Annotated in this window: 8 protein-coding genes and 3 tRNA genes; 8 read left to right on the top strand and 3 right to left on the bottom strand. The window is 42.9% G+C overall.

Annotated elements, in window-relative coordinates; genetic code table 11:
* Nucleotides 1-41: 41 nt before the first annotated feature.
* Nucleotides 42-2963 carry a sensor histidine kinase gene (locus tag LC586_RS02385; protein WP_229482772.1) on the bottom strand — a complete coding sequence of 974 codons (2922 nt, stop codon included), beginning with the start codon at nucleotides 2961-2963 and terminating at the stop codon, nucleotides 42-44.
* A gap of 110 nt (nucleotides 2964-3073) precedes the next feature.
* Here LC586_RS02385 and LC586_RS02380 point away from each other — a divergent pair, with 110 nt between their 5' ends.
* Genes LC586_RS02380 through LC586_RS02370 form a run of 3 tightly spaced genes read left to right on the top strand, consistent with a single transcriptional unit; the run spans nucleotide 3074 to nucleotide 4609 of the window.
* Nucleotides 3074-3259 carry a DUF6888 family protein gene (locus LC586_RS02380; RefSeq protein WP_229482771.1) on the top strand — a complete coding sequence of 62 codons (186 nt, stop codon included), beginning with the start codon at nucleotides 3074-3076 and terminating at the stop codon, nucleotides 3257-3259.
* A complete protein-coding gene (locus LC586_RS02375; protein ID WP_229482770.1) occupies nucleotides 3256-3447 on the top strand; it encodes a DUF6887 family protein in 192 nt (63 codons plus the stop codon). Before LC586_RS02380 ends, LC586_RS02375 begins: the two co-directional genes overlap by 4 nt.
* 28 nt (nucleotides 3448-3475) lie before the next feature.
* A complete protein-coding gene (locus tag LC586_RS02370; protein WP_229482769.1) occupies nucleotides 3476-4609 on the top strand; it encodes a quinone-dependent dihydroorotate dehydrogenase in 1134 nt (377 codons plus the stop codon).
* A gap of 175 nt (nucleotides 4610-4784) precedes the next feature.
* Here LC586_RS02370 and LC586_RS02365 read toward each other — a convergent pair whose 3' ends face one another.
* Entirely contained in the window at nucleotides 4785-5507 is a 723-nt protein-coding gene (locus LC586_RS02365) for a hypothetical protein (RefSeq protein WP_229482768.1), read from the bottom strand.
* A gap of 305 nt (nucleotides 5508-5812) precedes the next feature.
* Between LC586_RS02365 and LC586_RS02360 the strand changes: the two genes are divergently transcribed.
* From LC586_RS02360 to LC586_RS02345, 4 genes are all read left to right on the top strand, one after another.
* Nucleotides 5813-5956: transfer RNA gene (locus tag LC586_RS02360), tRNA-OTHER, on the top strand.
* A gap of 85 nt (nucleotides 5957-6041) precedes the next feature.
* A tRNA-OTHER gene (locus tag LC586_RS02355) sits at nucleotides 6042-6168 on the top strand.
* Nucleotides 6169-6214: 46 nt separating this feature from the next.
* Nucleotides 6215-6342, top strand: a tRNA-OTHER gene (locus LC586_RS02350).
* Between the two features lie 37 nt (nucleotides 6343-6379).
* Nucleotides 6380-7981, top strand: a complete 1602-nt coding sequence (locus LC586_RS02345) for a TROVE domain-containing protein (RefSeq protein WP_229482767.1) — start codon at nucleotides 6380-6382, stop codon at nucleotides 7979-7981.
* Between the two features lie 506 nt (nucleotides 7982-8487).
* Here LC586_RS02345 and LC586_RS02340 read toward each other — a convergent pair.
* Entirely contained in the window at nucleotides 8488-9333 is an 846-nt protein-coding gene (locus tag LC586_RS02340; protein WP_229482766.1) for a peptidoglycan-binding domain-containing protein, read from the bottom strand.
* A gap of 263 nt (nucleotides 9334-9596) precedes the next feature.
* Between LC586_RS02340 and LC586_RS02335 the strand changes: the two genes are divergently transcribed.
* Nucleotides 9597-11918, top strand: a complete 2322-nt coding sequence (locus LC586_RS02335; RefSeq protein WP_229482765.1) for a tetratricopeptide repeat protein — start codon at nucleotides 9597-9599, stop codon at nucleotides 11916-11918.
* Nucleotides 11919-12245 lie beyond the last annotated feature (327 nt).

Here is a 12245-nt window from a genome sequence, read left to right as displayed (position 1 = left end):
AACTCAAGCTTATTTCCAGGTACTTGTTTTGAAAAATAATACTAAGAATCATGACCAACTAACGGCAACAACAAGCGGCTAACTACCCGATTATCTGGTAATTGATAGAAATTCAACTCTCCTCCTAGTTCCTGCATAAGGTTTTGACAGATTAGCAGATGTAAACCTGGCGGTTGGTCGAGTTTGGAGGGAGCAAGCACATCTTTAGGTGTATTCTCATGTAGTTCTGTTAGTAGCTGTGGTTCGATCGCACCGTTGTATGTAATCGACAGTTCTAAAGATGTCTGATGTTCAGCCCCTCCACTTCCAGAAGAATGCTTTGAATCGTAGTTTTTAGATGCATCTACACGGCGACACCAAATATCAATTCTGCCTCCGGTTTGAGAACGGTTACAGGCAGTAACCAATAATTCATGGATAACTAACTCAATTTTGACAATATCACCAGCGATCGCCATTGCGGATCGCTCGCTGGAGCTAGGAACACCTCTGTCGAGTGAAGAATTTTTTGGCGATTGTTCCTCAATCTGTTGTCCCAAACCATGTACACCAATCCACAGCTTTTGGTGTTTAAGTAAATTTTCAATGCGTTCGAGCGATCGCTTTAGTAAACTGGCTATGGGCATAGTTTCCCAACTTATATGTAGCTGCCATTGCTCAAGTTTTAGCATTCCACTCATGGAGGCGGCTGTATGGTCTAATTGCCGCAGCAATAGTTCGTAGCGCATCTGAGTCAGTTCATTAGCAGGAATACCCAAATCATGTATTTGTCTAAGGGATAGCGCCGTTATTCTTTGAATTTCCTCTAAGCGGCGATGTTTGTACCAGTTAAGTTGTCGTAATTCTTCTGTTGTAGACTCTAGAAGTCGGGTAATTTGCTTTTCACGACGCCACCAGGCTAATTGAGAAATTAAAGTTGCGGTTGCACTGAGGTTTTGTTCTGACCAGCAACGCTCTTGATAATCTGCTAACAACACTACACCCGTAATTTCATAATCAGCATTGGTACGTAATGCCATTACCAAAATTTGACCTTTGTCTGGAGTATTCAACCATTTTCGAGTTTTGGGGGGTAAATTATCTACGTTCAAAGTTAGGTAACTCTCTGTGGCAAGTGCCCACTGAATTAGTGCCTCAGCCTGGATAGGAATAGATGCATCAGAAAAAATCCCAAATAGGCTATTGTCAACCACTCCAGGGATAATTTCTGCCCAACTTTCACCAGGTGACCAGGATAGCAGTACCGCTAAGGGACAACCCAGAATCGATGCTATTTGTTCGAGTGCTGTACGTTCTAAATGTTTTTTTTCTACCTCGATTTTGCTATTTTGGGATTGTGTCAGGATGCGTAGGCATTGCTCAAATGCCTGGGAAGTTTTTTGCTGCTGGGTGGTGCGGTTATGTAATTGCCACTGGCGAATAATTACACCGATCTGTTGACTAACAGCCCATAGTAATTCTTTTTCTAGAGTTGTCCAAGAACGATGGGTGTCGTGAGTGATGACTAAAAGCGCTGCTGGTATATGATCGTGAGTGCATTTACAAATAAGTAGCGATCGCACTCCACTTTCTAACAACAAAGGACGCCAATTAAAAAAGCGTAAATCTTCATCTAAGTTCTCAATTTCCACCGCTTGAGTTGAACGTTGCAAAAGCTGCCCATCTAACTCTTTAAGAGTATTAAGAGCAAATGTCAACGGTCGGCGATTATAGGGCTGACTTTGGTAAATAAATTGATAATTATTCTGTTCAGGATCATATTGCAACAGCAAAAAGCGCGTGGCAGCTAATCGAGCTAAAACTCTCTTAGCACAGCTGTCTAAAGTTTCCTGAAGGTCATGTTCGCTATAGATACCTTGAGCAACTTGACCAGTCAGTTGGGCATCCTCTTGAATCTGTTTGATAGTGCTTTCCATGCTTTCGGTAGTTGCGACCAGCGAAATTAAGCCAGCAGCACCTTGGACAAAATTTTTGTCTGTCTCCGTCCAGATTCGAGGTTCATTGCTTTCTACCGCCAGAAAACCGAGCAAGTTCTTTTGCCAGATTATTGGAGCTGCCAAGAGCGATCGCACCTTCAGGCGTTGCAGTAATTTTGCCGTAAAATGGCTTTTTAAAGAACTGCGTGCATCACCAATCGAGACAATTTGGTTAACTGTCAAAGCATAATAAAAGTCACTCAACTCCTGTACCGTCATTCCCGCCGCTTGCTGACTGCTAGAATTGCGATCAATTTTCACAAGCTGATTGCTCATCCGACACCAAAAGTAGCGCCCTTCCCGCTCAAACCAGTAAACATTTGTCCGGCTAGGGGAGACAAATTTATGAGTTGCTTGCACCGCAGCTTCAAGTCTTTGATTAAGGTTACTAAGGGTGCGTAAATTTTCTAGCAATTCTAATAATGGTTCGTCGGTTCGCTTGGTTTGCTTTTGCTGCAAATCCATTTCATTTTGATAAAGCACTGCTCCCAATTCGCCTAAAACCATCATCAAACGTGCTTTTGCTTCCCCTGTCAGTAGGTAGCCCCAGCGTTCTGAACCCAGTAACAGCACACCTAAGCAACGGTCTTTATAGCGAATTGGTAAAATAATCGTTCCTTGGATGTGGGATTTTTCGGCAATTTTTCGCCATTCGGCGGCGCGGATTTCAGTTTGTAAATCAGCTATGCCCAAGGGATGCTGTTCAATCACCGCTTGCTCTAATAAATCTCCAGGACTGAGAACAACCCTTTGGCGTAAAAAGCTCGTGTCATGATCGGGTGTGATGCCCCCTTTGCCGAATAATATGTGATTCAGGCGATCGTAAAGAGCAATCCAAATCAGTTTGTAGTCAAACTGTTCTTTAAGATAAGAAATAGTGGTTTCAATCAGAACGTCAACATCATCTTCTTCTCTGAGGCTCTGGAGGACGCGCCCCAATGAGAGGATCTGCTGTTCGGCGGCTATAGGTTTTTGCGGCTGCCCCATCTGATTTATTGGTTAACATAACTTGTAATATATAAGATGCCCAGAAAAGCACCCTGAGTAATATTGCCACAAGTGTTAAATATTGAACCTGGACAGCTTAATAGAGGGTTATGTACCCAGAAGTACCTACAGCAAAACAAACCTTTGAATTTTTCTTAGTTTGCGTCAGATTAAGTAATGTACTGCTGCCCATTAATGCAGTCAGACTAGATGAGAGAACCAACCAAATCTATGTCTTGGCTGGCGAGGAAATAGAAGTGCTGATTTACCCAAACGGAAAAGTGAGGTTTTTATGACCGATATCAATCTTGCCGCAATGAGCAGAGAGCAATTGAGAGACTACGTAAAAAACCATCCACAAGACCATGTTGCATTCCAAGCATACATGGACAGACTACAAGATGAACCTGGCATTGAGATCACTTCAATGGATCAATTTGAGCAGCTAGTCCGCGAGAAAATTAGACAATCCCAAGCGGAATGATCTGCAATAGCTCCAAAAATAAAAGCTAATGGATATTTATAAATTTGCCATTCGTCCGCTTTTGTTCAATGTGGTAAAAGCCGATTCAGAGTGGTTACACCAGCAGACGATTCGCAGTTTTAGCTGGCTATCGCAAACCCCTGCTAGTTGGGTAAACCAACGCTTACAAAAATCCTTGTGTTTGTACGATTCACGCTTAGAACAAAATTTGTTTGGGCTAAACTTCCCAAATCCGGTAGGGTTAGCAGCTGGGTTTGATAAGGATGGAGTAGCTGCCAGCATTTGGTCTAACCTGGGTTTTGGCTTTGCGGAATTAGGAACTGTAACTTTTCACGCACAGCCAGGAAATCCGCCTCCCCGTTTGTTTCGCTTGCCGTTGGATAAAGCTGCTCTCAATCGGATGGGCTTTAATAATCGCGGTGCAGCAGCAATGGCGGCACGTTTGGCACAGGAAAAGCAGAAGTTAACCCAGTCAATACCCATAGGGATAAATTTGGGTAAATCTAAGGTAACTCCTCTAGAAGCAGCCGCACAAGATTATCTCGATAGTTTTCGCTTACTCAAGGATTTGGGAGACTATTTTGTTGTTAATGTCTCTTCTCCCAATACACCGGGGTTGCGATCGCTCCAAAATGCTTCTATGCTCAGTGCCATTTTGAATTTATTACAACAAGAAAATACTACACAAAAACCAATTTTTGTCAAGATAGCGCCAGATTTGGATTGGGTTGCGATCGCTGACATTATTTCTTTGGCTAAAACCTACCAACTGGCAGGAATTATCGCCACTAACACCACCATCCGCCGTGATGGACTCAAAACCCAGGTGATTGACCAAACGGGCAAATCACCCCAGGATGAAGCTGGCGGAATTAGCGGTAAACCATTGCGCGATCGCTCCACTGAGGTAATTCGTTTTATTTGGCAGCAAACCCAAGGACAAATCCCCATTATTGGCGTTGGTGGCATCTTTTCTGCTGAAGATGCTTGGGAGAAAATTACTGCTGGTGCTAGTTTGATCCAGGTTTATACAGGCTGGATTTACGAAGGGCCACTGATGGTAAGCCAGATTCTAGCAGGTTTGCTTTCCAAGCTAGAACAAAGCGGATTAAATTCCATCAACGAAGCTGTAGGTTTACAAACAAAAATTCAAAAATTCTAATTATGAATTATGAATAGGACTTACGCAAAAACCCCCTCAAACTCTCATTCCTCCGTGACGCGCCAGTTGCTTCAAGTCGGGGAACCCGCCCAACGCACTGGCTTCTCTGCGTCCTCTGTGGTTCGTTTTTCATTAGCTGTGCGTAAGTCCTAATGAATTATGAATTATGAATTATTTAACCTTCTTCCTCCACTGTAAAAAACTCCTTAGTTTTTTCTGAGTATGACCAGGCAATACCATCAGGGTCTTTACTGCGGCTCCACTCAGGAAACTCTGGATCGTTTCGCCGTTTATAAACCGTGCTGGAATAGACATTTAGCCGTTTAGCAAGTTCAGATTGAATCAGAGAGCCAAAAATTAACTGTTTTTCCAGCGATCGTTTAGCTGACTCATGGGTTGGCTGTGGTGGTAATTCGGTTTCTGGTTCCTCCTGTGGGGTTGGTGGTGGTGCTAGGAGCGAACGCGCAGTTTTAGTAACTGGTTGAGTAGGAAGTTCTTTAACAGGCTCACTACTATCAAGAATATTGCCGAGAATGCTGGCAGTTATAAAGTAATAAGACTGCCCCGCATCTTCGGAGTTCACTATACTAGCGCCAAATTCCGAGGCTTTACTATCCAAGTAGCGTTTTGCCGTCGTTCCAGGAAAATTGCCCCTCATTGCCAAGTCCATTGGCGTAAGTCTGCCCTGATTTTCCCGAACCAACTGATGAAAAATTGGGTTAACTCGATGAGTCCACTGTTGCCATTGATATTCCTGCCAAAGCTTGAAGCCAATTACCAGCACAATTAGCGCCAGTAAAAATCTCCAAGTGGTAACTAGGAAAATAATCAAGAACGAGATGGGCAAAAGTAGAACGAGAAAAGCCTTGCCGTTATCTTCTATGGGTTTCTCACTCATGCCGATTTTTGCCAAGTGAATTTTGGGAAATAATATTATTATATTGGCAAAAATCGGGGTACTTTTTTGTATCTTTTGGCAAAGTTGCGGCAAATTTGCCGACAAAACCTTTCCTTAATGAGTGTTATAACCTTCTGAATCTGCAACTTATCTAAGATTGGTCTGCGATCAGGCAAAAGTTTTTTACCAAAGAAAATAAGAGGGTTTTTGACTCAACCAAGAACTCTACAAATTAACTTGCCAACCCCTTGACAACAAATAATACACATACTACATTAATAATACAAGTCAACTTTACTTGATATGTGGTGGGTAGCTCAGTGGTTAGAGCGCCTAAACATCCTTATTCAGCCCTTGCCTGAAAAGGCCGACGAATTGAGGGTTATCGCAGCAGGCTTCTCGCCTGCCAAGCGGGAGGTCGCGGGTTCGATTCCCGCTCCACTACACCAAATTGAGTACTGAATGCTGAGTAGAAACTCAAGAGTGAGAAGTTTTAAATATTTAACTCCTAACTCTTAACTCCTAACTTTTTATGTGGCGGGTAGCTCAGAGGTAGAGCGCTAAACATCCTTGTTCACACCTTGCCTGAAAAGGCCGACGAATTAGGGTTATCGAATAGGGTTCGAGAGGTCGCGGGTTCAAATCCCGCTCCGCTACACCAAATAATTTTAGATTTTGGATTGAATTTAAAATCCAAAATTTTCATGTGGCAGGTAGCTCAGTTTGGATAGAGCGCCGAAAAACATCCTTGTTCACACCTTGCCTGCAAAGGCCGACGAATTAGGGTTATCGCCTGTTAAGCCGGATGTCGCAGGTTCAAATCCTGCTCTGCCACCTTTCATTTTTGCCCGCAAGGGCCGGGAGATGAAACGATGAATTACAATTTTTTCACTAACAAGAAGACTACAACACCACAAAATCAGCCTATCCCCGGTCGGGAAGCCGAAATGGTTCAGGGACGTTCCGGCGGCTGGATGTTTGATGCTGGTATTTGGAAAATGCTGCGTCGCTGTCTTTTGGTTGGCACAGCAAAAAGCACTTACTATGCTGGTAAACAGGAATTAACTGAGGATTTTGTGGCAGTTGTCAGACAAGCTGTTGCGGAAAATCCTAGCCGTGTAGCGGAAGAAATTTTGTATGCTAGCGATGGACGCGCCATCAATAACAGTGCGCCTATATTAGCTTTGGTGCTGCTGTCGATGGGTGAAGTATCAGAAGCAAAACAAGCATTTAGTGAAATCTTCCTGCAAGTTGTCCGCACTGGCAGCCACTTCTACGAATGGTTGAACTACACCAAATCTCTGCGGGGATTTGGTAAAGTAGTGCGGGAAGCTGGTAAAACTTGGCTCTCAAGAGAAGATGTCAAAGGCTTGGCTTATCAACTTTTGAAATATCAACAGCGTCAAGGCTTCTCCCACCGAGATGTGTTGCGGTTGTTCCATGTCAAACCGCCTACAGAAAATCACCGTCAACTATTTGAGTGGGTAGTTAGAGGCTGGGAAGAATTGCCAGCAGATATCCCCTCAGAAGCATTGGCGCAGATTTGGTGGTATGAGTGGCTCAAGCGAAATCCCACCCAAACCCATGAAGCTATTTCCCAAGGACGTTTAACCCATGAAATGGCTGCACCTGTGGGCAAAATGGATAAGCTTGCTTGGCAGTTGCTATTTCAGGAAATGCCAATAGGTGCAATGTTGCGTAACTTGGGTTCTTTAACTGAACTGGGTGTGTTACGAGCTGATGAAAATGCTAATTTGCTCCAAGTGGAAGCAGTTCTTAATCGCAGAGAACATCTGCGTAAAGGTCGCATCCATCCAATTGATGTTTTGAAAGCACTCAAAACTTATGAATCTGGTGGAAAATTAGGACGCAGTAAGAAAACTTGGAACCCAGTTCCTCGGATTGTGGACATTTTAGAAAAAGCGGTTGAACTGTCTTTTGATGTTGTGCAACCCACAGGTAAAGTATTCATGCACGCCGTGGATGTTTCTGGTTCTATGGGTAACTTGGTTGCAGATATGGGACTAACTTGTTGTGAAATTGCCACCACAATGGCACTGGTAACAGCAAAGGCAGAGAAAAACTACATGATTCGCGGCTTTGCTACCGAATTCCGTGAATTAGCTATCACTGCTAAAGATAGTTTTAGTTTTGCGGTTCGCAAAGCTAGCAACCAAAACTTTGGTGGAACGGATGCATCTGTAGCTTATGACTGGATGATCAAGAATAAGTTTAAAGCAGATGTTGTCTGCTTTTGGACTGACTCTGAAAGCTGGGCGGGAAATAAGCATCCAAGTCAAGCCTTGAAGGAGTACCGGAAAAAGGTAAATCCTAACGTCAAGGCGGTGTATGTCACCTTGACACCTTACCAAATTACTTTGGTAGATCCTGAAGATTCGCTGTCTTGGGATTTGGCAGGGTTCGACCCAGGTACGCCTCGGATCATTCAGATGCTGGCTACGGGTGAATTGTAGATATTGCTGAAGGGTAATACCAATTCTGTATGAAGATGCGCTAAACCATATTTAAGTACAAGAAACAAGAAAGAGAAACGAACCGCAAAGGACGCAAAGGACACAAAGAAAGAAAGAAAGAAAGAAAGAAAGAAAGAAGTTAAAAGGGTTTGGCGCAGCCTCACAAAGAAATGGTATAAAGCACGAAAAACTTTATCCTTCATTATTTCATGGCGGGTTACCCTTGTTCGCAACTTGCCTTTCGGGGCCGGAGAATTTAGGGTTATCGGTTACATCTCCACCATTGTGGGGATTAGCGGGTTCAATCCCCGCACCCGCCTTTGTTTGATTTTTACCTTACGCAAAGAAGAAGGCGATTTAATTTTTGAATGGTCGTTTTTCTATTTCAGCGATGGGTAACAGTAGGGTGTCTTCAATGTGCGATCGCAATTTTTGAGAAGCACAACGCAAACATTCGACAAAAAACAGAAGAGCGATCGCTCTTCAATTATTCAACTATGGAATGATTAATTAAACAATGTCCCTAAAAAATTGATAATTGGTTTCCAAAAGAACCCAGTTAACACGTAGGGGGCATATTGCAAGAGAGATAAACTAGGCTTAATTGAAGGCTTCATCGGTAAATTATCTAACAAAAAAGGCACTACACAGGTGAGTCCATACGCAGTTGCTAAGGCAGTATTGAATTTAGGAGTCTGACCTGGTATAGGACTATAATAAATACCCAATAGGATGCAAGAAATCATCAAAAATTGCTCCCATAAAAACCATGATTGCGGCGACAGAAAATAAATTAACCTCGGAAAGCTTTTATCAATTTTTTGTCGCATTCCCAGTAGTACTGCCCAAGTTGCTGCCCCAACAATGCCATCATTCTTCAATCCATAAGTTCTTTGGAAGCGTTTAACTGCTTTTTCTGTTACGCTGTCAAAATAGCTATTAGGTTCTTTTTTCAAAAATCCTTCATCATAAAGGATAGTTTGCAGTTCCTTAACTGCATTCCTTAATTCTGGGGACTTACTTTTTTGACTACGAAAAAGCTTTGGATACAAAAGGCAAGCCCATGTCAGTGGGCCAACCACTCCATCTGCTAGAAGATTATTTCTTTTTTGAAATTCTTTTACTGCCTCATCTGTCTCTAAGTCAAATTTACCAGTAATCTCTGCAAGTAAACCTTGAGCTTTTAATCGCTCTTGCAATTCGTTGATTGATTCCTGCACAGACTTTGGTGTAAACTCGCGGTAAAGTATCGGAAGTTTATTAAAGACACAGACTTGTTTTTCTTCAGGAAAATAAAGTCGAGCTTGTTTTAGACCAACCAAGATACTTACGGTTTGAATTAGTTTCTTCATTCAGTACTCCTTTGTCGTTAGAGGTGAAAAGGATAATCCAGCCAAAGTTTTTGATTGGTTCTCAGGATGATGTTGCATTTGCACGATGCCTGTTACCAACAATTATGAACTTAGCAATTAGCCTACTAAATTGATGCCAAATAGCTAATTAACAAAGTTAACAAATTGTTATTTAAAATGTTAATAGTACTACATCAAGAAAGTTTTGTTAGTTAAAATGTTGCTAACACAACATTTAATAACAGACTAATAGGGTGATATTTATGTCAGATCAATCAGAGCGTGGGAATCTGTCTAAAGCCTGGTATCAAAAGGTTTTACACGACTGGGATATAGATCGTTTACTGACTGACTTGGAGTCTAGAATTCAAGAGCGATACAGGCAAAATTCTAAAAAAGACCTGTTACTTGGGTTGCTGTGCGGGTATAGCTTGACAAAGATAAGTCAGGACTTGTACAGAGATAACGCTGGTGTGAGAGTGGGATTGAGCAATATCTATCGAGATATTGAAACTTTGACAGCAGAACCAGATAACAGCGTTAGGTCAAGTAACCTTATTTACATTCTAGAGAGACATGGATATCGCAGAGGTGTTGCTGCATCTAGTACCGAAAGCGCCTCTATTCCCCACAATCTGCCATCGCCAACCTACACAGAATTTATTGGGCGCGAGGCAGATATGAAAAAGCTACTGGAACGCCTTTCGCCAATGCATGGCGCTCATATGATCACGGTACATGGCATTGGTGGCGTAGGTAAAACGGCGCTGGTGTTAGCTGCTGCTTACGTATGCTTAGAAGCTAGTAACAAAAACAGTTCTGATGCACCTAAATTTGATGCGATTATTTTCACTTCAGCCAAACAACAGGAACTGATTCCCGATATGATTTTGCAACGCCAGCAAGGACAGCGTAACTTGCGCGAGATTTTTCGGGTGATTACCAACGCCTTAAGCGACTCTACTATTATTCAATCTCCTCCCAATGACCAATTTGACCGTGTACGCCAAAGTCTTTCTAAACAGCGAACGCTTTTGATTGTGGACAATATGGAGACTATAGAGGACAGGGATGAGGTTATAGAATTCCTATACAATTTGCCCATTTGCGTCAAAGTAGTAATTACTACCCGCGAACGAATTGCCTTGCTGCCAATCAGTCTGCGAAACTTGCCCCTGAATGATGGTTTACAGTTGATTCAGCAACAAGCTGAAGAAAAAGGTATAACTATCCAAGATGAGGACTCTAGCTTGCTTTACAAGCGCACTGGGGGAATCCCCCTCGCTATTGTCTACGCACTGGGTCAAGTATCCAGTGGCTACTCCTTGAACTCAGTATTAGAGCAGTTAACTTCCGCTACAGGCGATGTGGCTCGTTTTTGCTTTGAGCAATCAGTGCAAGGTATGAAGGGACAGCCACCCCACAAGTTATTAATGTCACTGGCGATTTTCCCTGACTCTCCTATCCAAGCGGCTGTGGCTGAAGTTGCTGGACTGACATCTGCTCCTGATTCCGTCAGTAAAGGCTTGGTACGTTTGCAGCAACTTTCGTTAGTGAATCTGAACCCAGAAACTAAGCGATACGAGATGCTCTCTCTGACTCGTGAGTATGCCTTAGCACAATTAGCTGCTTACCCAGATTTTGAGAAAGAAGCACGGAAAAGGTGGGTGAAATGGTATCTAGATTTTGCCTACAGTTACGGCGGAGAAGATTGGGAAAAATGGATACATTACGACAGGTTAGAGGAAGAGGAAGGGAATCTGCGAACAGTACTTTATTGGTGTAAAAACCAAGATCACTATGCAGAAGTTAGGGATTTGTGGTTGCTCTTGAACCACTACGCCAATCTCTATGCTTATTGGGACGATCGCCTCGATTGGTTGCAATGGCTCATAGAACAATCAGAACGACGTGGTGAATGGTCATCTTTGGTAAAATTCATGATCCGCAAAACCTGGCTGCTAATTCGAGAGTGTTCACCCGAAAGTCTAAAAGAAGCAGACGAAATATTACGGCGGGCGTGGGTTTTACGTGACCATGCAGATTCATGCGTTCAAGCTGACTTAGCCGAAAGTATGGCTAGGCTGCAAATCAGACAGAAGGATTATAAAGATGCACGCCACTGGCTAACGGTAGAAGAAAAATTGGTGATCGAGGCGAATCTAGAGGAGCGGCAGCACATCCGTTATTTTATTCCCGTTCTCTACCATCGGGCTGAAATCTTTTATTCAGAAGGTGAATATTTTTTAACAAAGAAGCTATTTCAAGAGGTGATGAAAAGTGCAGAAAAAATTAATTGGCATCGGGTGATCAATTCTGCTCAAAATTGGCTTGCCGATATTGCCATCGAACAAGGCGATCGCGATGAAGCTCAAAGGCTATTAATTCAAGGCTTAACTGTCGCCGAAAGCAGCAATAATAAACGGCGTTTGGCTCGTTATCAACGGTCTTTTGCCCGTTGGGAGAAAAAGTGGGGAAGTCAACAGAAAGCCTGTCAATTGTCAACTAAGGCTATTAATAGTTTTAAGCACTTGGGAATGACACGGGATGCACAGGAGATACAAACTTTGCTTGATTCCCCATAATCATCTGCAAACAATGGATCTCCAGATGGCTGCTGCCCCCAACTGCGATCGCATACCCGCCCGATGCGATGTCTACGATGGTCACTGAGCGCAGCCGTTGTGCGGGCTACGCCTACGCAAACATCTACCTCTTGTAGAATAGACAAAATGCTTCTTTGGTAACATAATGTAATATAACTTAGCAATAATCGAGCGATCGCTGTCCTTTTTGGATCTAATTGCGATTAATGCGGCAATGTGCTAAATATCAACCTGTTGTCATCCCAAATTGTCCACCCAAAGGCAGTAGATCAAGTTTTGTGTGAATAACTATAAGGTATGAAATAG

It is taken from the genome of Nostoc favosum CHAB5714 (genome assembly GCF_020829495.1).
Lineage (GTDB): Bacteria > Cyanobacteriota > Cyanobacteriia > Cyanobacteriales > Nostocaceae > Nostoc > Nostoc favosum.
The sequence above is the reverse complement of the archived record's forward strand: the minus strand, read 5'-3'. Positions and strand labels throughout refer to the sequence as shown.

Bases quoted from the DNA above. Each gene is read 5' to 3' on its own strand.
- LC586_RS02335 (WP_229482765.1), top strand. From the start codon at position 9,597: ATGTCAGATCAATCAGAGCGTGGGAATCTGTCTAAAGCCTGGTATCAA.
- LC586_RS02375 (WP_229482770.1), top strand. From the start codon at position 3,256: ATGACCGATATCAATCTTGCCGCAATGAGCAGAGAGCAATTGAGAGAC.
- LC586_RS02345 (WP_229482767.1), top strand. From the start codon at position 6,380: ATGAATTACAATTTTTTCACTAACAAGAAGACTACAACACCACAAAAT.
- LC586_RS02365 (WP_229482768.1), bottom strand. From the start codon at position 5,507: ATGAGTGAGAAACCCATAGAAGATAACGGCAAGGCTTTTCTCGTTCTA.
- LC586_RS02340 (WP_229482766.1), bottom strand. From the start codon at position 9,333: ATGAAGAAACTAATTCAAACCGTAAGTATCTTGGTTGGTCTAAAACAA.
- LC586_RS02380 (WP_229482771.1), top strand. From the start codon at position 3,074: ATGTACCCAGAAGTACCTACAGCAAAACAAACCTTTGAATTTTTCTTA.
- LC586_RS02370 (WP_229482769.1), top strand. From the start codon at position 3,476: ATGGATATTTATAAATTTGCCATTCGTCCGCTTTTGTTCAATGTGGTA.
- LC586_RS02385 (WP_229482772.1), bottom strand. From the start codon at position 2,963: ATGGGGCAGCCGCAAAAACCTATAGCCGCCGAACAGCAGATCCTCTCA.